Here is a 20,792-nt window from a genome sequence, read left to right as displayed (position 1 = left end):
ACCTGCTTGCAGGGGTCGAACGATCGAGATCGCGAGGAGTGGAGACGATGAGCGTCGCAACCGAGGCAGCGCCCACCGGGGAGACCCGCCGGGGTGGCCGGTGGATCGACCACTGGGACCCGGACAACGAGGAGTTCTGGCAGAGCACCGGCCGCCGGATCGCCCGGAAGAACCTGATCTTCTCGATCTTCGCCGAGCACCTCGGGTTCGCCATCTGGGTGCTCTGGTCGGTCGTGGTGATCAACCTGGCCAACGCCGGACTGCCGATGACCCTGTCCGAGTCGTTCTGGCTCACCGCGGTGCCGAACCTGGTCGGCTCCACGCTGCGCATCCCGTACACGTTCGCCGTGCCGAAGTTCGGCGGGCGGCTGTGGACCGGGTTCAGCGCCGGCCTGCTGCTCATCCCGGCGCTGCTGCTGGCGTTCCTGGTGCCCAGCGGGTGGCTCGCGCACCAGTCGCACGGCACGCAGTTCTGGATGCTGCTGCTCTGCGCGGCGGCGGCCGGCTTCGGCGGCGGCAACTTCTCCTCCTCGATGGCCAACATCTCGTTCTTCTACCCGGAGAAGCACAAGGGGTTCGCCCTGGGCCTCAACGCCGCGGGCGGCAATCTGGGTGTGGCCATCGTGCAACTCGTGGTGCCGCTGGTGGTGATCATCGGGGTGCCGGCGGCCGCGGCCAAGCTGCCCAAGCACGACGTGCACCTCGCCTACGCCGGCCTGGTCTGGATTCCGTTCGTGGTGGCCGCGGCGATCTGCGCGTGGCTGTTCATGGACAGCATCACCGACGCCAGGTCCGACGCGCGCTCCTACGTCAGCTCGTTGCGGCACGGGCAGACCTGGATCATGTCGATCCTCTACATCGGAACGTTCGGCTCGTTCATCGGCTACTCCTTCGCGCTGCCCCTGGTCATCAAGAACACGTTCCCGGAGTTCCTGGCGGCCAACCCGTTCATCGCCACGTATCTCGCCGGGCTCGGCTTCATGGGCGCGCTGATCGGGTCGGTGGCCCGGCCGTTCGGCGGGTGGCTGTCCGACCGGATCGGCGGCTCCGTCGTCACCCTGTACTGCTTCCTCGGCATGGGTCTGTTCACCGCGCTCGCCATCGTCGGCGTCAAGCAGCACAGTTTCGCGGTGTTCTTCGGTTCCTACATGGTGATCTTCCTGTTGTCCGGTGCCGCCAACGGTTCCACGTACCGGATGATCCCGCTGATCTTCAGTGCGCTGGGCAAGAAGGCCGTTTCGGAGCAGGGCCTCGACCCGGCGCCGACCCTGCTGAAGTTCAAGCGCGAGGCGGCCGCGGTCATCGGCATCGCCGGTGCCATCGGCGCGTTCGGCGGGTTCCTGATCCAGGTCGTGTTCCGGCAGGCCAGCCTGGACGTCACGGCGAAGGTCAACGCGGCGAAGACCGCGGCGGACAAGGTGGCGGTGGCAGCGGCCAACGCGGACTGGTCGGTCTCGGCGCTCTACGTCTTCCTCGGCGCCTACGCCGTGTTCGCGGTCATGACCTGGTTCTTCTACCTGCGCCGCTCGTTCGCCATCGAGCGGATGCCGAGCCTGGCCTACGCCCGGGTGTAGCCGGGTCAGTGCGGTGTCGCGTGGTCACCGGCCCCGGCCGAACCGGTGGAGCCCCAGTGATCTCCTCCGCCCGTCCGCCAGCTCGGCTCGGTCGCCTCGATGTGCCGCCAGCCGCGGAGCAGCTCGTCGTGCTCGCGGCGGGCGGTCCAGGAGACGCCGTGGCCGGCGATCGTGCGCCGCGCGGGGAGCCACAAGCCGGCCGCAATCAGCCCGGCGGTGATCGCGGCGGTACCGGGGCGGAGCACCGCGAGGACGAGGACGGCGAGCAGCAGCGCCCGCCCGAACCACCGGCGGCCCGCCCCGGTGACCAGGCCGGCTTCGGTCAGCCGCCGCACCATCGACTCCCGGGCCCGGCGCACCGCCGGGCGCTCGGCCAGGGCCCGGGGCCGGGCGGGGTTGTGCAGCGTGCCGTACACCGCCCGGACGAACGGACCCGCACCCGCGGCAAGCGTTCCCCCGGTTCGGCGGATGCCGGCCCGGCCGCGCGCCTTGATCAGCCCGGCGTCGTTCAGCGCGGCCAGCGCGGTGACCACGGCGCCCTTCGTGCCCCCGCGGAGGTAACCGATCTCGGTCAGGCCGATCTCGATGGGGCCCGGTAGGACCGGCAGGTAGAGCGTCAGCGCGGCGACGAGGAGCAGCCCGGATGTCACCAGCGGATACGGATCGGACATCGGCACCACCCCCGGCCGAGTATGCGGCCGGGGGCCGGCAGGAGTCCCGGTTTGACCGCGAATCTGCCGGAGAAATTCGTGCGCACGCGTTTCTGACCTGGGCAGGGAGGTTTCCGTAACGGTCGCGAAACGACCTTGACCCGCCGGTGACACGGCGGCGTTCGAGCATGGGCGGGGGAGTGGCGAGGAGGCAGTTCGGTATGGCGCGTTCACTGGTCGTCGTCGGCAACGGCATGGTCGGTCACCGTCTGGTGCAGGCGGTGCGGGACCGGGACGGCGACGGCGCCTGGCGGGTCACGGTGCTCGCCGAGGAACCCCGGCCGGCCTATGACCGGGTCGCCCTGACGTCCTATGTGGACACATGGGATCCGGGCCGGCTCGAGCTGGACGGTGCGGACTTCACCGGCGATCCGATGGTGGCGCTGCGGCTGGGCGACCCGGTGGTGGCGGTGGACCGGCTGGCGCGGACGGTGACCACGAAGAGCGGGCTGGTGCACGACTACGACAAGCTCGTGCTGGCCACCGGGTCCTACCCGTTCGTGCCGCCGGTGCCGGGCCGCGACCTACCCGGCTGCCACGTGTACCGCACGATAGAGGACCTGGACGCGATCCGGGCCACGGCCGCCGCGAAGACCCGCCGCGGCCGGCGCGCGGCCATGGTGGTCGGTGGCGGGCTGCTCGGCTTGGAGGCCGCGAAGGCGTTGCGGGACATGGGTTTCTCCCCGCACGTGGTGGAGCTGGCGCCGTGGCTGATGCCGTTGCAGGTGGACGAGGGCGGCGGTGCGCTGCTCCGCCGGCTGATCGAGAACCTGGACGTGACCGTGCATCCCGGCACGTCCACCCAGTCGATCGAGCAGGACCGCGGGCGGCTCATCGCCAAGCTGGCCAACGGGACCGAGCTCGACCTGGACCTGGTGGTGTTCTCCGCGGGGGTGCGTCCGCGCGACGACCTGGCCCGGGCCGCGGACCTCGAGGTGGGGGCGCGGGGCGGTGTGGTCGTGGATTCCGGTTGCCGGACAAGCGATCCGGACATCTACGCGGTCGGTGAGTGCGCCTGCCTGGAGGGCCGGGTGTACGGGCTGGTGGCGCCCGGCTACGCGATGGCCGAGGTGGTCGCGGACCGGCTGCTCGGTGGTGCGGCGACGTTTCCGGGTGCGGACATGTCGACCAAGCTCAAGCTTCTGGGCGTGGACGTGGCCAGCTTCGGCGACGCGCACGCCAAGAGCGAGGGCGCGCTGGAGGTCGTGTTCAACGACGCGGTGTCCGGCGCCTACCGCAAGCTCGTGGTGTCCGACGACGCCCGCACGCTGCTCGGCGGCGTGCTGGTCGGCGACGCGACCGCGTACACGACGCTGCGCCCGATGGTCGGCCGCGAGCTGCCGGCCGACCCGGCCGCGCTGATCGCCCCGGCCGGGGACGGTGCCGGGATCGGGGTCGGTGCGTTGCCGGGCGACGCGCAGGTCTGCTCCTGCCACGCGGTGACCAAGGCGACGATCGACGCGGCGATCACCGAGGGCTGCGCCGACGTGCCGGCGCTCAAGTCCTGCACCAAGGCGGGCACCGGCTGCGGCTCGTGCGTGCCCATGCTCAAACAGCTGCTGTCCGCGGCCGGCGTGGCGCAGTCGAAGGCGCTGTGCGAGCACTTCGGACAGAGCCGGGCGGAGCTGTTCGAGATCGTGTCCTCGACCGGGATCCGCACGTTCACCGAGCTGATCTCCCGGCACGGCAACGGGAGCGGCTGCGACCTGTGCAAGCCGGCGGTCGCCTCGATCCTCGCCTCGCTCGGCACCGGGCACGTGCTGGACGGCGAGCAGGCCTCGTTGCAGGACACCAACGACCACTTCCTGGCGAACCTCCAGCGCAACGGCACCTACTCGGTGATCCCGCGGATCCCGGGCGGCGAGATCACGCCGGAGAAGCTGATGGTGATCGCCGAGGTGGCCCGCGACTTCGGGCTGTACACGAAGATCACCGGCGGGCAGCGGATCGACCTGTTCGGCGCCACGGTGGAGCAGCTGCCGCAGATCTGGCGCCGGCTGGTCGACGCCGGCTTCGAGTCCGGGCACGCCTACGGAAAGGCGTTGCGCACGGTGAAGTCGTGCGTGGGCACCACCTGGTGCCGGTACGGCGTCCAGGACTCGGTCGGCCTGGCGATCGACCTGGAGCTGAGATACCGCGGGCTGCGCGCGCCGCACAAGATCAAGGCCGCGGTGTCCGGGTGCGCCCGGGAGTGCGCCGAGGCCCGGAGCAAGGACTTCGGCGTGATCGCCACCGAGCACGGCTGGAACCTCTATGTCGGCGGCAACGGCGGGTTCCGGCCGCGGCATGCCGACCTCCTCGTGTCCGATGTGGACACTGACACGCTGGTCCGGCTGATCGACCGGTTCCTGATGTTCTACGTGCGCACGGCGGACCGGCTGCAGCGCACCGCGGGGTGGATCGAGGCCATGGATGGCGGCCTGGACCACCTGCGCGAGGTGATCGTGGACGACAGCCTCGGCATCTGCACCGACCTGGAGCAGGCCATGGCGCGACATGTCGAGTCCTATTCGGACGAATGGCGGGGAGTGCTGGAGGACGAGGACAAGCTCGCCCGGTTCACCTCGTTCGTCAACGCCCCGGGTACCCCGGACCCGACGATCTCGTTCCGCGAGGAGCGCGGGCAACGCGTTCCCGTCCAGCTCGGCCTGCCGGAGGTGGTGCGGTGACGATCGTGCACGAGCAGACCTGGGTCGCGGTGTGCCCGGTGTCGGTGCTGCAACCCAACCGCGGGGTGGCGGCGCTGCTGCCGGACGGCACGCAGGTGGCCGTGTTCCGTACCAACCAGGACGAGGTGTTCGCACTGTCCAATCTGGATCCGTTCAGCGGCGCCGCGGTGCTCTCCCGCGGCATCGTGGGCGACCGCGGGGGCGTGCCGGTCGCCGTGTCCCCGGTGTACAAGCAGGCGTTCGATCTGCGCACCGGGATCTGTGTGGACGACCCGGCGGTGTCGGTCGCTACGTATCCGGTGCGGTTGGAGAATGGAACCGTCCTGCTGGGGCCGCGAACGTGACCGCCGCGTTGGAGGTAAGCAGAGTGGACGTCCTGCCGCTGGCGGGCTACACCGTCGGGGTGACCGCCGCTCGGCGGGCCGACGAGCTCGGCGGGCTGCTGGAGCGCAAGGGCGCCACCGTCTACTACGGACCGGCGATCCGGATCATCCCGCTCGAGGACGACACCGAGCTGCTGCGCGCCACCGGAAGCCTGCTGGACGGCCCGGTCGACGTCGCGGTGGCCACCACCGGACACGGCTTCCGCGGGTGGGTGGAGGCGGCTGAGGGCTGGGGGCTGGGCGACGACCTGCGCCGCACGCTCAGCGGTGCGCAGGTGCTGGCCCGCGGGCCCAAGGCCAAGGGCGCGGTCCGGGCGGCCGGGCTGGTCGAGCACTGGTCGCCGGAGTCCGAGGCCAGCGCGGAGCTGCTGGAGTACCTGCTCGAGTCCGGAGTGGACGGTAAGCGGATCGCGGTGCAGCTGCACGGTGAGCCGCTACCGGAGTTCGTGGACACGTTACGCGGCAAGGGCGCGGACGTCGTGGAGATCTCGGTGTACCGGTGGACCGGTCCGGCCGACCCGGCGCCGCTGGAGCGCCTGCTGGACTCCGTGCTGGCCGGCCAGGTCGACGCGCTCACGTTCACCAGCGCCCCGGCGGCCGCGAGCGTGCTGCGCGCGGCCGAGCGCGGCGGCCGGCTGGACGAGCTGCTGAGCCTGCTGCGCGGCCAGGTGCTGGTCGCCTGCGTCGGCCCGATCACCGCGGGACCGCTGACCCGTAAGGGAATTCCCTCGGTCCAGCCGGAGCGGGCGCGGATCGGCGCGCTCGTGCGGGAGCTGACCGTGGCGCTGCCGGCCCGGGCCATCCGCATCCCGGTCGGCGCGACCGAGCTGGAGCTGCGCGGCCAGTCCGTTGTGGTCAGCGGCGAACTGCGCCCGGTGCCGCCCGCGCCGATGGCCGTGTTGCGCGCGCTCGCCGCCACTCCCGGCCACGTGCTGTCCCGCCGCGCGCTGGTAGGCGTGCTGCGCCGGCACTCCGGGCGCACCGCCACCGTGGACGAGCACGCCGTCGAGACCGCCGTCGGCCGGCTGCGGGCCGCGCTCGGCGAGCCGGGGCTGGTGCAGACCGTGGTCAAGCGCGGCTACCGGCTGGCCATCGACCTGCCATGACGCTCGTTCTGGTCGCCCACGGCACCCGGGATCCGGCCGGCGCGCGGGTGTTCCACCAAATTGCCTGCGCGGTCCGCCGGCGCCTGCCCGGGGTGCGGGTCGAGGTCGCGTTCGCCGACGTCCACGGCCCCGACGTGGCCACCGTGCTGGGCGCGGTCCGCGGCCCGGCGGTGGTCGTCCCGGCGTTCCTGGCGGCCGGTTACCACGTCCGCGTCGACGTCCCCGCCCAGGTCGACCACCGGGCGCTGATCACCCCGCCGCTCGGCCCCGCGCCCGCGCTGGTCGCCGCCGCGCACGACCGCCTGGTCGCCGCCGGCTGGCGCCCCGGCGACACGCTGGTCCTGGCCGCCGCCGGCTCGTCCGACCCGCGCGCCCGCGCCGACGTCCGCCGCGCCGCCCTGCTCCTCGCCACCCGCACCGGCGCCGATGTCCAGGTCGGCTACATCGCCACCGGCACTCCGAGGCTCCCCGACGTCGTCGCCGCCGCGCCCGGCCGCGTCGCCGTCGCCTCCTGGCTTCTCGCCCCCGGCCTGTTCCACCGCTCCGCCCAGACCTGCGGCGCCCCCGTCGTCGCCGACCCGATCGGCCCCCACCCCCGCGTCGCCGACCTCATCACCCGCCGCTACCTCGAAACCTGCTGCTACCCGAACGCCGCGTGAGTCGGTCGGCGGAATAATTGAGCTCGCAACTACATTGAGTGGGTGAGCGGCTGCCGTCCCGGCGCCGAGGAGCGAGGAGGCTGACATGCCTGCCGTCACCGCTGACACGTTGACGCTGCCGCGCCTGCCGGAGCTGGCCGAGCCGACGGCGTGGCGCGGGGTGCACCGGATCATCCAGGGGCGCCGGTTCCTTGAGGGAGAAGGGTTCCAGGTGCGGCGGCCGTTCCCGGGCGTGGACCTGTCGCTGGCCGACCCGTTCCTGCTGCTGGACCACATGGGCGCGGTGGAGTACGGGCCGGGCGAGGCCAAGGGCGCGCCGTGGCACCCGCACCGCGGCTTCGAGACCGTGACCTACATCATCGACGGCGCCTTCGAGCACACCGACTCGATCGGCGGCGGCGGGCTGATCACCAACGGCTCGACCCAGTGGATGACCGCGGGCGCCGGCATCCTGCACAACGAGATGCCGCCGCAGGAGCTGGTCATCAAGGGCGGGCTGTTCCACGGTGTGCAGCTGTGGGTCAACCTTCCGCGCGAGCTGAAGATGGTCACCCCGCGGTACCAGGACATCGACGCGCACGACGCCACGCTGCTGTCCAGTGTGGACGGCGGCGCGCTGGTGCGGGTGATCGCCGGGTCGCTGGCCGGGCACGACGGCCCGGGCGTGACCTACACGCCGATCACCTACCTGCACGCCACGGTCAGCCCCGGCGCGCAGCTGGCCATGCCGTGGCCGGAGGACTTCAACGCCATGGTGTACGTCCTGTCCGGACGGGGCACGGCCGGCGAGGAGGACCGCCCGCTGGACGAAGGCCAGCTGGCCGTCTTCGGCCCGGGCACCGCGCTGACCGTGCGCGCCGCCGGCCGGCAGCCGGCCAACTCGCCGACCGGCTGGGAGATCCTCGTCCTCGGCGGCCAGCCGCTGCACGAGCCGATCGCCCGGTACGGACCGTTCGTGATGAACACCCGCCAGGAGATCGTCCAGGCCATGGAGGACTACCAGGCCGGACGGCTCGGCCAGATCCCGGCCGAGCACCTGGCCCACCGCACTTCCGCAGACGAAAGGCTGACATGAGCGGGCCGGTGGTGTCTGGACTGACGAGCAGCGCAGGGAGCGAGGAACGAGCGACCGAGCAGCGCAGGAAGGAAGACACCACGTCAAGGCCCGCTCACGCGAGCGGAGCGAGCCGAAAGAACACAGCATGACCAACGTTCTGGAGCTCCTGAACGGCCGCATGTTTGCCGCTCGCGTCGCTGTGTTGGCTTCCTACGGGCCGTGAACATCGTGAGGTGCCAACACGGCGACGTCACGCGCCAACATGGCGGTCAGCCGAACAGGCCCGGGTCCTCGTGCACCTCGACGGCGTCCCAGCGGTACCTGCGCATGTTGACCTTCTCGCCGTCGGCCAGCACGCCCTCGGCGCGTAACAGCTCGAGCTGGCGATGGGCCAGATGATGGGCGGGCGTGCCGTCCACCCGTAACACGCGGTGCCACGGGAGGTCGGCGCCGTCCTCGGACAGCACCCGGCCCACCAGGCGCGGCGAAGGGGCCCGGGCCAGCTCCGCGACGTCCCCGTAGGACGCCACCGAACCGGGCGGGATCGCCAGCACGATCTTCCGGATCCGCTCGTGCAACTCCTCATCCACATCGTGCAGCTTCTCACCGCCTGCCGACAGTCAGCACGAGAGGAGGGTCATTCACAACGATCAAGGCCTGGTAGGGAAAGCAACGTCACGTTGCTTTCCACCCCACCACCGACCACGAAGATCACCAAGTTGCGCGGCCATTGAGTGACCCGCCGTCGCTGGCGAACACCGCCCGGCGGCCCCGTCCTCGCCGGATCGGCGTTTTGAACGACTGTCCAGCCGTGTCGGTCCCCGAAGTTGACCTTCCGCGGTGCTTCCCTAGTTCGGTGGCCATCACGAAGGCGCCGCGGCTCGTCCGGAGCCGGCACGCGTCCGCCCGGCCCCGGCCGGTGTGGGACGAGGCCGGCCGCCGCGTGCTGGCCGGTACCGACGGCTTCCTGCGCGTCCTCGGCGGCCCGGGCACCGGCAAGACCACGCTGCTCGCCGAGGTCGCCGCCGACCGCATCCGGTCCGGCGGGGTCGACCCGGAGCAGTTGCTCGTGCTGACCGCGAGCCGGCGCGCCGCCGCCGACCTCCGCGCCACCATCACGGCGCTGCTGACCACTCCGGACGACGACCCGGACGTGCCGCGCACGGTCCGCGAGCCCATGGTCCGCACCGTCCACTCGTATGCGTTCTCCGTGCTGCGCCTGCAATCCGTGCTGCACGACCTCCCGCCGCCGCGGCTGCTGTCCGGGCCTGAGCAGGACGCCGTGATCCGGGAGCTGCTCGCCGGCGACCTGGCCGACGGCGCCGAGCACTGGCCGGCGCATCTACGCCCGGCGCTGGCCATGCCCGGGTTCGCCGAGGAGCTGCGCGACCTGATGCTCCGCGCGGCCGAGCGCGGGCTCGGCCCGGAGGACCTGATCTCGTTGGGGCGCAAGAACAAACGACCGGAGTGGGTGGCCGCCGGGAGGTTCGCCGAGCAGTACGAGCAGGTCACCCTGCTGCACGGGGCCGCGGACAGCGCCACCGCCCTGACCAGCGCGCCCGCCCTGGACGCCGCCGAGCTGGTGGCGAGCGCGCTGCTGGCGTTCGAGACCGACGCCGAGCTGCTCGCCGCCGAGCGGGCCCGGGTGCGCTACCTACTGGTCGACGACGCGCAGCACCTCGACCCCCTGCAGTACCGCCTGATCAAGAAGCTGGGCAACGCGGCCAAGGAGTTCGTCCTCGCCGGCGACCCGGACCAGGCCGTGTTCTCCTTCCGCGGCGCGGATCACCGGCTGCTGGCCGACGACGCCGCGGACGCCGTCGTGCTGACCGCCGGGCACCGGATGGCGCCGGCCATCGCCGGTGCCGTCGGCCGGCTCGCCGCCCGCCTGCCCGGGCGCCGCCGCCCCGAGCCCGAGGCCACCGGCGGCCCCGGCCGGGTGGAGATCCGCCTGCACGCCACCGCGGCCGCGGAGGCGAACTGGGTCGCCGACCAGCTCCGCCGGGCCCGGCTGATCGACGGCGTGCCGTGGTCGGAGATGGCCGTGCTGGTCCGGTCCGCCACCCGGTCCATCCCGGTGCTACACCGCGCGCTGGCCGCGGCCGGGGTCCCGGTGGCCACCTCGGGGGACGAGCTGCCGCTGGCCGAGCAGCCCGCCGTCCGCCCGTTCCTCACGCTGCTGCGCTGCGCCGCCACCCCCGCCGCGCTCACCCCGGAGCGCGCGGCGATGCTGCTCACCTCGCCGCTCGGCGGCGCGGATCCGTTGGCGCTGCGGCGGTTGCGCCGTGGCCTGCGCCGGCTCGAGCTGGCCGCCGGGGGCGAGCGCGGGTCCGACGAGCTGCTGGTCGAGGTGCTCACCACGGACGACCGGCTGCACGCGCTGGCCGACGGCGAGGCGGCCCCGGTGCGCCGGCTGGCCGGGCTGCTGGCCACCGCGCGCCGGACGATCGGCGCCGGTGCCTCGCTCGAGCAGGTGCTCTGGGACGTGTGGCAGCAGAGCGACCTCGAGCCGCGCCTGGTCGCCCAGGCCGCGCGCGGCGGAACCCTTGGCGCGCAAGCGGACCGGGACCTCGACTCGATCGTGGGCCTGTTCCACGCGGCCGAGCGCCACGCCGACCGGCTGCCCGGCGCCGGCGTCGCCGCGTTCGCCGACCACCTTGCCGCGCAACGGATCGTGGGGGACAGCCTGGCGCCCTCGGCTCCCCGCGGGGACGCCGTCGCGGTGCTCACCGCGCACGCCGCGACCGGTCGCGAGTGGACGGTGGTGGCCGTGCCGGGCGTGCAGGAGGGCACCTGGCCGGACCTGCGGCTGCGCGGCTCGCTGCTCGGCGTCGAGCGGCTGGTCGACCTGCTGTCCGGAGTGGACACTACGGAGGGTGTCTCGCTGACCGCGCCGCTGCTGGCCGAGGAGCGCCGGCTGCTGCTGGTCGCGGCCAGCCGGGCGCGCAAGCAGCTGCTGGTCAGCGCCATCCGCGGCGAGGAGGAGCAGCCGTCCCGGTTCCTCGCCGAGCTCGCCGGGGCCGACGCCGGCGAGGCCGACGCGCCCGTCCCGATCGCCGCCCCCGAGCGGGCCCTGGCCCTCGCCGACCTGGTGGGCGAGTTGCGCCGGGCCGTCTCCGACACTGCGCTGCCGCTGGATCGCCGCCGCCGCGCCGCTAGCCAGCTCGCCCGCCTGGTGGCCGCCGGGGTGCCCGGCGCCGACCCGCACGGCTGGTACGGCCTGCCCGACCTGTCCAGCACGGAACCGTTGCGCGCCAAGGACGACGCCGTCTCCGTTTCACCGTCCACAGTGGAGCAGCTGATCCGCTGCCCGCTGCGCTGGATGGTGGAGCGGCACGGCGGCGCCGACCCCGCGGAGCTGGCCGCGGTCACCGGCACCCTGGTGCACGCCCTGGCCCAGTCGGCCGCCTCGGGCGCCTCCGACACCGAGGTGCGGGCCACGCTGGACAAGGCCTGGGACGCGGTCGACGCCGGCGCCCCCTGGTTCTCCCGCCGCGAACGCCAGCGCGTGCACGCCATGCTCGACACGTTCCTCACCTGGCTCCGCACCACCCGCGCCGACCTCACCCAGGTCGCCGTCGAGCACGACGTCACCGTCGACCTCCCGCCCACCCCCGAGGGCCGCCGCGTTCGCCTCCGCGGCCGGGTCGACCGCCTGGAGTCCGACGCCGAAGGCCGCCCCGTCGTCGTCGACCTCAAAACCGGCAAGGTCCCGATCAGCGAGTCCGACGCCAAGGAGCACCCCCAACTCGCGGTCTACCAGCTCGCCGCCGCCTACGGAGCGTTCCGCCAGCTCGGCCTCGACGCCGAACCCGGCGGCGCCCGCCTGCTCTACGTCTCCAAACGCCACCGCACCACCGGCGCCGCCGAACGCACCCAGGACCCGCTCACCCCGGACACCACCCCCACCTGGCTCACCACCGTCCACCAAGCCGCCCAGTCCACAATCGGCCCCACCTACACCGCCCGCGAGAACCCCGACTGCCCCCGCTGCCCCGCCCGCACCACCTGCCCCCTCCACCCCAGCGGTCGCCAGGTCCCATAAGTGGATACGTGGAAACTATACGACCGCACATCGGTTAGTATGCGACTATGCTGTTCTCTCCCGCAGACCTGGATGAAGCCGATCACCGGGTGTTGGACCTCATCAAGGACCAGCACCAGCGGCTCCGTCCGCTTGTCGCCGCGCCGCGCCGATGGAGCGGGATGCTGCGCAAGGTCGCCCTTGCTCGCGCGGTGCGCGGGTCGAACTCGATCGAGGGCTACGAGGTGAGCGTGGACGACGCCTTCGCCGCGCTCGACGACCAGGAGCCGATGGCCGCCGACGAGCTGTCCTGGCGCGCGGTGCGTGGCTACCGAGATGCGATGACCTACGTCCTGCAGATCGCGATGGAAGATCGTCCGATCATCACCGCGGACACCCTGAAGGCGCTGCACTTCATGATGCAGCACCACGACCTCACCCGGTGGCCGGGACGCTGGCGGCCCGGCGAGGTGTATGTCTACGACGAGGAGAACCGGACCACCGTCTACATCGCACCCACCGCTGACCAGGTTCGCGGGCTCGTTGACGAGTTGGTTGAGGAGATCAACACCGCGGACTCGGATCTGCCAGCCATGGTGCGGGCGGCCATGGCGCACCTCAACCTGGTCATGATCCATCCGTTCAAGGACGGCAACGGCCGCATGGCGCGATGCCTGCAGACTCTGATCCTGGCCTGCGACGGCACGTTGATAGCGCCGGAGTTCTCCTCCATCGAGGAGCACCTCGGCCACAACCAGCCGGCCTACTACCGGGTGCTCGCCAAGGTGGGCGGTGGCAAGTGGAATCCGAGTAGCGACACCAGGCCGTGGATCCGGTTCTGCCTCACCGCGCACCACCGGCAGGCTCAACAAGTTGAACTGCGGGCCAAACTGGCTGAGCAGCATTGGGTACTAGCCGAACGCCAAATTGAGAAAGCTGGCCTCCCGCCCCGTTGTGTCGAACCGCTGATGTTCTGCATGTCCGGGTTCTATCTGCGCAATAGCACCTACCGGCAGTTGGTTCCGGACATCAGTCCAAACGTCGCTGGCCGGGATCTCAACGAGCTGGTCAAGGCTCGCTTGCTCGCTCCAGAGGGGGAGAAGCGGGGCCGCCGATATGTTCCTTCGCACGGCCTGCATATAGCAGCGATCGCTGTCGAGGCGGACACGAAGCTCCGATCACCGGCGGGTGATCCCTATGAGTGAGCCGATCAGTCCGCAGGAGTTGGCGGCCGCGTTGGGGTTGGCGGTGCCGACTCCGGAGCAGGCGGCGGTGGTCGCGGCGCCGGTGGAGCCGGCGCTGGTGGTGGCGGGGGCCGGCGCGGGGAAGACCGAGACCATGGCGGCGCGGGTGGTCTGGTTGGTGGCCAACGGGATCGTGACGCCGGAGCGGGTGCTGGGGTTGACCTTCACCCGGAAGGCCGCGCGGCAACTGGCGGACCGGGTGCGGTCGCGGCTCAAGCGGTTGGCCGGGTCGGGGTTGCTGGAGAAGCTCGACCCCAGCGGGGAGCGCGCGGGGGCGGTGTTCGCCGGGGAGCCGACCGTGCTCACCTACCACGCGTACGCGGGCCGGCTGGTGGCCGAGCACGGGCTCCGGCTGCCGGCCGAGCCGGGGGCGCGGCTGCTGACCGAGACGGCGTGCTGGCAGCTCGCTCACCGGGTGGTGTCGACCTGGACGCAGGACCTTGACACGGAATGGGTTCCGGTCACGGTGACCCGCTATCTCCTTGCCCTGGCCGGGGAACTGGCCGAGCATCTGGTGGACGAAAACAAGCTGGCCGAGCACGCCGGGAAGGTCTGCGCGGCCATCGAGAGCGCCCCGCGGGCTCCCCGGCAGCGCGCCGAGCTCTCCCAGGATCTCAGGGGAGTCCTTGCCACCCAACGGTTCCGGGTCGCGCTGCTGCCGCTCGTGGAGAACTACCGGGAGCGCAAGCGGCGCGAGGGCGCGATGGACTTCGCCGACCAGATGTCCCTGGCCGCGCGGCTGGCCAGCGAGCACCCGGAGGTGATGCGCGGTGAGCGGGACCGGTACGGCGCGGTGCTGCTCGACGAGTACCAGGACACCGGCCACTCGCAACGCGTGCTGCTGCGTTCCCTGTTCGGCATGGGCGAACCGATGCCGGTCACCGCGGTCGGCGACCCGGCGCAGGCGATCTACGGCTGGCGCGGCGCGAGCGCGGCGAACCTGCCCCGGTTCGCCACCGACTTCCCCCGAAAGGCCGGGAACAACCGGCTCCTACCCGCCACGAAGTACGGCCTGCTGACGAGCTTCCGCAACCCGCCCGAGGTGCTGGCCATGGCGAACGCGATCGCCGGGCCGCTGCGCCGGGCCGGGCTCGCGGTCGAGGAGCTGCGGGCCCGGGACGGCGTGCCGCCCGGCGACATCCGCTGCGCCCTGCTGTCCGATGTGGACGATGAGGTGTCCTGGATGGCCGACGCCGTCGCGCACCGCTGGAAGTCCACGGTGGACGAGACGGGTCAGCCGCCGACGACCGCGGTGCTGGTGCGCCGCCGTGCGGACATGGCCGACCTCGCCGCGGCGCTGCGCGAGCGGGGGCTGCCGGTCGAGGTGGTCGGGCTCGGTGGCCTGCTGGACGAGCCGGAGGTGCGCGACCTGGTCAGCACGCTCCGGGTGCTGATCGACCCGCTGGCCGGCACCGCGGCCGCGCGGCTGCTCACCGGCGCGCGCTGGCGGATCGGCCCGGCCGACCTGGCCGCGCTGTACCGCCGGGCAGGTGAGCTCGCCGCGGCCTACGCGCCGGATCCGGGCAGCACCAACCCGATCGACGCGATCACCGGGGAAGGCACCGAGCTGGCCGGCCTGGTCGACGCCCTCGACGATCCCGGCGAGGCCGAGGCGTACTCGCCGGAGGGCTACCGCCGCGTCCGCCGGCTCGGCGCGGAGCTCACGGCGCTGCGGCGCCGGCTCGCCCAGCCACTGCCCGAGCTGGTCGCCGACGTCGAGCGCACCCTGCTGCTGGACATCGAGGCCAGCGCCCGGCCCACCGGAGTGGGCCGCGCGCACCTGGACGCGTTCGCCGACGTGGTGGCCGACTACGCGGAGACCAGCCCGTCGGCGAGCCTGCCCGCGCTGCTGGACTACCTGGCCGCGGCGGAGAGCGCCGAGGACGGCCTGGAGCCCGGCGAGGTGGACGTGGCCGAGAACCGGGTGCAGATCCTGACCGTCCACTCCGCCAAGGGGTTGGAGTGGGACATCGTCGCGGTGCCGCACCTGGTGAACGAGATCTTCCCGAGCCGCCGGCGCTCCTCGTGCTGGCTGCGCGCGGTCACCGAGTTGCCCGCGGAGCTGCGCGGCGACGCCGAGGACCTGCCGCGGCTCAACCTCGACGGGGCCGCGGACCGCAAGGAGGTCGAGCAGGCGCTCGCGATCCACGCCGAGGAGTTCGCCGAGCGCGACCTGGTCGAGGAGCGGCGGCTGTGCTACGTCGCGCTCACCCGCTCGGCGCGCACCCTGCTGGTGTCCGCACACTGGTGGGGGCGAACGGGTTCCCGGCCGCGCGGCCCGTCCCCGTTCTTCACCGAGGTCGCCGAGGCGTTGTCCACAGTAGACGAATCGCTGGTCGAGCACCGGGCCGAGGCGCCCGCGCCGGACGCGGAGAACCCGTTGCTGGCCCGGGAGCGGACCGCGGACTGGCCGGTGGATCCGTTGCGGGACAGGCGAACCGGCGTGATCGACGGCGCGGCGCTGGTCCGCGCGGAGCTGGCTGCGCTGGAGCGAACCCCGGGCGGCGAGCAGCTCGCGCTGGAGGACGACCCGGACGGCTGGGTGCGCGACACCGACGTGCTGATCGCCGAACGCGCCGCGGCGGCGTCCAAACGGGAGCGGGTGGCGCTCCCCGACCAGCTCTCGGTGAGCCAGCTGGTGGAGCTCGCCGCCGACCCGGACGCGCTGGCCCGCCGGTTGCGCCGGCCGCTGCCGTACCCGCCGAACCCGACCGCCCGCCGCGGCACGGCGTTCCATGTGTGGCTGGAGAAGCGATTCGGCTCGCGGGCGCTGCTCGACGTGGACGAGCTGCCCGGCGCGGCGGACGGCGGCGCGCTCCCGGACACCGACCTCGAGGAGCTCAAGGCCGCGTTCCTGGCCGGCCGGTGGGCGAACCGGGTGCCGCACGAGGTCGAGGTCCCGTTCGCCTGCGAGGTCGACGGGATCTCGTTGCGGGGCCGGATGGACGCGGTGTTCGCCGACCCGGACGGCGGCTGGACCGTGATCGACTGGAAGACCGGGGCCCCGCCCGGCCCGGACCTGCTGCCGGCGCTCACCGTGCAGCTCGCCGCCTACCGGCTGGCCTGGGCGAGCCTGTCCGGCACGCCGGTCGACGGGGTCCGTGCCGGCTTCCACTACGTGCGCCGCGACCACACCCTCCGCCCGGCCGACCTGCTCGACCTTTCCGGGCTGCGCGAGCTTCTCCGTTCGGTTCCGTCGGCTTGATCCGGGGTTGCTACTGTGCCGCCGTGATGAGGCCGAGGCTGCCCACCGACCGGCTCACCGAGCGACCGGACCACACGCTGGTCGGTGTGATCAGGATGCCGGAGAGCAGCACCAGCCCGGTGACCTCGATCGCCCGCCGGGTGGTGTGGGCGCTGCTGGCCCTGCTGGCCGCCGTGCTGATCGTCTACGCCGGCCGGGACGGCTACCGCGACGCCAACGGCGACGGCATGTCGTTCCTGGACGCGGTGTACTACTCGACGGTGTCGCTGTCCACGACCGGGTACGGCGACATCACCCCGGTCAGCACGTCGGCGCGGCTGGTCAACGTCCTGGTGATCACGCCGCTGCGCATCCTGTTCCTGATCATCCTGGTCGGCACGACGCTCGCGGTGCTCACCGAGCGGTCCCGGCAGGCGTTCAAGATCCAACGGTGGAGGTCGAAGGTGCGGGACCACGTGGTGGTCGTCGGGTACGGCACCAAGGGCCGTTCCGCGGTGAGCTCGGTGCTCTCCGACGGCACGAAGCCCGAGCGCATCGTCGTCGTGGACACCGACCAGTCCGTGCTGGACGCCGCGTCGGCGCTGGGCCTGGTGACCGTGCACGGCTCGGCGACCCGCTCGGACGTGCTGCGGGTGGCCGGCGTGCCGGCGGCCAGGGCGGTTGTCGTGGCCACGAACCGGGACGACACGTCGGTGCTGGTCACGCTGACCGCCCGGGAGCTCGCGCCGGACGCGCAGATCGTGGCCTCGGTGCGGGAGGCGGAGAACGTGCACCTGGTGCGGCAGTCCGGCGCGAACCAGGTGATCGTGTCCAGTGAGACCGCGGGCCGGCTGCTGGGCCTCGCCACCCAGACGCCGAACGTCGTGGAGATCGTCGAGGACCTGATCACCCCGGAGGCCGGGCTCGCCATCGCGGAGCGGGAGGTGGATCCCGGCGAGGTCGGCGGGTCGCCGCGGCACCTGTCCGACATCGTGCTCGGCGTGGTGCGCGGCGGGAAGCTCTTCCGGGTGGACCACCCCGCGGCCGACGCCATCGAGCGCGGCGACCGCCTGCTCTACGTCCGGAAGGTCACCCCCGCCGCCGAGGAGTAGTGAGTCCCGCCTCTGACCAACGCAACCTCAGGGGACCGTGACGGCACCCAGCCACAATCAACCTGCCATCCGCAGCGCTCGCTGGAACGCAACGACAGGAGTTAAGTTCCGGAGAGGCGGTCTAGGCGGCGGCCCAGGTCGTCCATGCCGTTCCAGGCCGAGAAGATCCCGTAGGCGAGCGCGGTGGTGAGCGGCCAGGCGACGATCGCCCACCCGGACTCCAGCTGCGGCGCCTTCGACACGACGTCACCGACCTTGGGGGCACCCTCGACGGTGAACCGGCCCTCCGCCCAGGACACCCCGACCCGCATGGCGAGCCAGGCGGCGACCAGCGAGCCGAGCACCGCGGCCACCATGATCACCGGACCGCGCCGCTCCCGCAGCAGCCACACGCCGAGCCCGGTGAACAGCCCCGCCCCCAGGCACAGCAGCACGAACAGGGCCAGATCGTCGAACCGGTGATAGCTCTCCACCGGCAGCGGCACCTGCCGATCGGCCAGCACCTGCAGGCGCTGCGGCGGAGCGAGCCGCGACCAGATCCAGCCGACCACCATGCCCAGCAGGGACACGGTCGACAGGATGCTCACCGCCGGCAGCAGGTCCGGCTTGATCACGACCTTGGGCCGCGGCGGCTGCCACGCATAGGCCCACTGCGGCTGCTCCTCGGCGGTGGCCACGGGCGACGCCGGCGGCTCCTCGTTGGTCACGCTCCGAGACTAGTCCGTGCCGCCGAGGGGTTCGGCGGAGGAGTACTCCCCGTGCCGGCTACACCGCGCCGACCACCCCGACGGGGTCACCTGCACCACCATCCGCCGCGCACACACCGAACAGAACCGCGGCGGCTCCAACATCGCCCGCGCCCCCCGGCAGCCGATGTGATCACCCTCCGCCTCAGCCCGCCCGCAGCGCACACAGAACGCTCCCACGCCCCCGGAGTCTGCCAGGGGATCCCGCGAGTCCCCGGTTCAGGACCGCGAGTCCCCGATTCAGGCACTCGAGTTCGCGGTTCGAACTGGGAACTCGTGTGCTGGGACCGGGGACTCGCGTGCTGGGACCGGGGACTCGCGGGTTCAGAGGGTGTCGCTGAGGGCTTTGATCGGCATCTTGAGGTCGGTGAGCATGTCGAGGTCCTGCTGGGCGGGGCGGCCGAGGTTGGTCAGGTAGTTGCCGACGATGATGGCGTTGATGCCGCCGAGCATGCCCTGCTCCGCGCCGAGGTCGCCGAGGGTCAGCTCGCGGCCGCCGGCGAACCGGAGCATGGTGCGCGGCATGGCCAGGCGGAACGCGGCGATGGTGCGCAGGGCGTCCCTGCCCTCGACCACCGGGTAGGCCTCGTAGGGGGTGCCGGGCTGCGGGATGAGGAAGTTCATCGGCACCTCGTGCGGGTCGAGCTCGGCGAGCTGGGCGGCGAACTCCGCGCGCTGCTCGACCGTCTCGCCCATGCCGAGGATGCCGCCGCAGCACACCTCCATGCCGGCGTCGCGCACCATCCGCAGGGTGTCCCAGCGCTCCGCCCACGAGTGTGTGGTCACCACGTTGGGGAAGTGCGAGCGGGCCGTCTCCAGGTTGTGGTTGTACCGGTGCACCCCCATGGCCACCAGCTCGTCCACCTGGGACTGCGTGAGCATGCCCAACGAGCAGGCGATCTGGATCTCGATGCCGGCCTCGCGGATGGCCCGGATGCCGTCCCGCACCTGGCCGAGCAGGCGCGCGTCCGGCCCGCGCACCGCCGCCACGATGCAGAACTCGGTGGCCCCGGTGGCCGCGGTCTGCCGCGCCGCCTCCACCAACCCCGGAATGTCCAGCCACGCCGACCGCACCGGCGTCGGGAACCTGCCGGACTGCGAGCAGAAGTGGCAGTCCTCCGGGCACCCACCGGTCTTCAGGCTCACGATGCCCTCGACCTCGACCTCCGGCCCGCACCACCGCATCCGCACCTCGTGCGCCAGCGCCAGCAGCTCCGGCAGCCGCTCGTCGGACAGCCGGAGCACCCGCAGCACCTGCGCCTCAGCCAGCCCGACGCCCCGCTCGAGCACCTGCTCACGGGCCTCCGCGAGCACTGCGTCGTCAGTCCGCTGCACAGCGATGGTCACCGGGCCTCCCTCAAGGTCGACAGCTCGCCAGCCAGTCTGCCGCACGCGAAAGCCACCTCGACCGAGGCGTAGCTCACCCGTGAGCCGGCCTCGACCCGGCATCTACCCCGCGGCACGCAGCTGCTCGGCGGCGAACTCGCCGGCGTTGAACGTTCCACCGAGCGTCGGCGAGAGCGACCGGCGAGCCACGTCAAGGAAGTGGGGCCGGTCCAGCGCGCCGGCACCGGCCGGCAGGGCCCCGGCCAGGACCGCGTTGGCCACCGCCGGGAGATCCTCCAGGTTGTGCCTGCTGGCCAGGTCGGGCAGCCGCGGCCAGGCGCCGACGACCAGGCCGGCGCAGGCGATTCCCCTGCGGCGCAAGGCTTCCGTGGTGAGCGCGGTGGCGTTGAGGGTGCCCAGGCCGGGGTCGGCGACGACCAGCACCGGCGCGCCCAGGGCCCAGGCGACGTCGGCGATCGTGCCGCCGTCGTCGTCGAACCGGACCAGCAGGCCGCCGGCCCCTTCGATGATCACCAGATCGTGCGTCCGGTCGAGCTCGACGGCGGCGCCGGCCACCTCGGCCGGGCGTACCGGTGGCCGGCCGGCCAGGCGCGCGGCCGTCGCCGGGGCCAGCGGGTGCGGGAAGCGGACCAGCTCCCGGGTGGTGAGCGGGCCGGCCAGCCGGACGATCTCGCCGACGTCGCCCGGATCATCGGGGCCGACGCCGGTCTGCGCCGGTTTGAGCACGGCCACCTTCTGCCGGGTGGCCAGCGCGAGCGCGGCGACCGCGGCGGCGACCACGGTCTTGCCCACGTCGGTCCCGGTGCCGCTGAGCACGAGCACACTCACGCCATCACCTCGCAAGCTCGGTGCTGGCAACACCGCTGCCTCGCAAGCTCGGCCGCGGCGCAGTGCCCAATGGTTCGCTCGCAAGCTCGCTCACGGATGGTGAGGCTAGTCCCACTCGTTTGCACCAACCACACGCGCCCCGTAATCGG

At 72.6% G+C, this 20,792-nt stretch carries 16 protein-coding genes; 10 read left to right on the top strand and 6 right to left on the bottom strand.

Annotation, left to right across the window (positions count from 1 at the left end; translation table 11 throughout):
* The first annotated feature begins 47 nt into the window (after positions 1-47).
* Positions 48-1,574 (top strand): MFS transporter, encoded by a 1,527-nt coding sequence (locus tag VGR06_RS16580; protein WP_327559975.1) that lies wholly within the window; start codon positions 48-50, stop codon positions 1,572-1,574.
* 5 nt (positions 1,575-1,579) lie between these two features.
* Here VGR06_RS16580 and VGR06_RS16575 read toward each other — a convergent pair whose 3' ends face one another.
* On the bottom strand, positions 1,580-2,245 hold the full coding sequence (locus VGR06_RS16575; protein WP_327559974.1) for a TIGR04222 domain-containing membrane protein: 666 nt from the start codon (positions 2,243-2,245) through the stop codon (positions 1,580-1,582).
* A gap of 200 nt (positions 2,246-2,445) precedes the next feature.
* Between VGR06_RS16575 and nirB the strand changes: the two genes are divergently transcribed.
* The 5 genes from nirB (at position 2,446) to VGR06_RS16550 (ending at position 8,176) form a co-directional block, all read left to right on the top strand.
* The gene (nirB, locus tag VGR06_RS16570) at positions 2,446-4,953 is read left to right on the top strand and encodes a nitrite reductase large subunit NirB (protein WP_327559973.1); all 2,508 of its coding nucleotides are present in this window, start codon (positions 2,446-2,448) and stop codon (positions 4,951-4,953) included.
* Positions 4,950-5,297, top strand: a complete 348-nt coding sequence (nirD, locus tag VGR06_RS16565; protein WP_414637280.1) for a nitrite reductase small subunit NirD — start codon at positions 4,950-4,952, stop codon at positions 5,295-5,297. Before nirB ends, nirD begins: the two co-directional genes overlap by 4 nt.
* The gene (locus tag VGR06_RS16560; RefSeq protein WP_327559972.1) at positions 5,294-6,442 is read left to right on the top strand and encodes a uroporphyrinogen-III synthase; all 1,149 of its coding nucleotides are present in this window, start codon (positions 5,294-5,296) and stop codon (positions 6,440-6,442) included. The genes nirD and VGR06_RS16560 overlap by 4 nt, the downstream gene beginning before the upstream one ends.
* Positions 6,439-7,101 carry a sirohydrochlorin chelatase gene (locus tag VGR06_RS16555; RefSeq protein WP_327559971.1) on the top strand — a complete coding sequence of 221 codons (663 nt, stop codon included), beginning with the start codon at positions 6,439-6,441 and terminating at the stop codon, positions 7,099-7,101. The genes VGR06_RS16560 and VGR06_RS16555 overlap by 4 nt, the downstream gene beginning before the upstream one ends.
* A gap of 85 nt (positions 7,102-7,186) precedes the next feature.
* Positions 7,187-8,176 (top strand): pirin family protein, encoded by a 990-nt coding sequence (locus VGR06_RS16550; RefSeq protein ID WP_327559970.1) that lies wholly within the window; start codon positions 7,187-7,189, stop codon positions 8,174-8,176.
* Positions 8,177-8,427: 251 nt separating this feature from the next.
* Here VGR06_RS16550 and VGR06_RS16545 read toward each other — a convergent pair whose 3' ends face one another.
* Entirely contained in the window at positions 8,428-8,748 is a 321-nt protein-coding gene (locus VGR06_RS16545; RefSeq protein WP_327559969.1) for an MGMT family protein, read from the bottom strand.
* Positions 8,749-9,014: 266 nt separating this feature from the next.
* Here VGR06_RS16545 and VGR06_RS16540 point away from each other — a divergent pair, with 266 nt between their 5' ends.
* The 4 genes from VGR06_RS16540 to VGR06_RS16525 are packed head-to-tail and all read left to right on the top strand — an operon-like array spanning position 9,015 to position 17,722.
* Positions 9,015-12,203: an ATP-dependent DNA helicase gene (locus VGR06_RS16540; protein WP_327559968.1), complete on the top strand. Its 3,189-nt coding sequence runs from the start codon at positions 9,015-9,017 to the stop codon at positions 12,201-12,203.
* A 47-nt stretch (positions 12,204-12,250) separates the two neighbouring features.
* A complete protein-coding gene (locus VGR06_RS16535; RefSeq protein ID WP_327559967.1) occupies positions 12,251-13,387 on the top strand; it encodes a Fic family protein in 1,137 nt (378 codons plus the stop codon).
* The gene (locus VGR06_RS16530; RefSeq protein ID WP_327559966.1) at positions 13,380-16,631 is read left to right on the top strand and encodes an ATP-dependent DNA helicase; all 3,252 of its coding nucleotides are present in this window, start codon (positions 13,380-13,382) and stop codon (positions 16,629-16,631) included. The genes VGR06_RS16535 and VGR06_RS16530 overlap by 8 nt, the downstream gene beginning before the upstream one ends.
* A 26-nt stretch (positions 16,632-16,657) precedes the next feature.
* Positions 16,658-17,722, top strand: coding sequence for a potassium channel family protein (locus tag VGR06_RS16525; RefSeq protein WP_327560038.1), 1,065 nt, complete (start codon positions 16,658-16,660; stop codon positions 17,720-17,722).
* A gap of 101 nt (positions 17,723-17,823) precedes the next feature.
* Here VGR06_RS16525 and VGR06_RS16520 read toward each other — a convergent pair whose 3' ends face one another.
* The 4 genes from VGR06_RS16520 to bioD all read right to left on the bottom strand — a co-directional run bounded on the left by VGR06_RS16520 (position 17,824) and on the right by bioD (position 20,643).
* Positions 17,824-18,399 (bottom strand): DUF2567 domain-containing protein, encoded by a 576-nt coding sequence (locus tag VGR06_RS16520; protein WP_414637284.1) that lies wholly within the window; start codon positions 18,397-18,399, stop codon positions 17,824-17,826.
* Positions 18,400-18,438: 39 nt separating this feature from the next.
* A complete protein-coding gene (locus tag VGR06_RS43915; protein WP_414637278.1) occupies positions 18,439-18,648 on the bottom strand; it encodes a hypothetical protein in 210 nt (69 codons plus the stop codon).
* Between the two features lie 144 nt (positions 18,649-18,792).
* Entirely contained in the window at positions 18,793-19,815 is a 1,023-nt protein-coding gene (gene bioB, locus VGR06_RS16510; RefSeq protein ID WP_327559964.1) for a biotin synthase BioB, read from the bottom strand.
* A gap of 102 nt (positions 19,816-19,917) precedes the next feature.
* Positions 19,918-20,643, bottom strand: coding sequence for a dethiobiotin synthase (gene bioD, locus VGR06_RS16505; RefSeq protein ID WP_327559963.1), 726 nt, complete (start codon positions 20,641-20,643; stop codon positions 19,918-19,920).
* Positions 20,644-20,792 lie beyond the last annotated feature (149 nt).

It is taken from the genome of Actinophytocola sp. (assembly GCF_036002505.1).
In the GTDB taxonomy this organism is placed as follows: Bacteria; Actinomycetota; Actinomycetes; order Mycobacteriales; family Pseudonocardiaceae; genus DASYTH01.
Note: the sequence above shows the minus strand (reverse complement) of the source record. Positions and strands in the feature narration are given on the sequence as shown.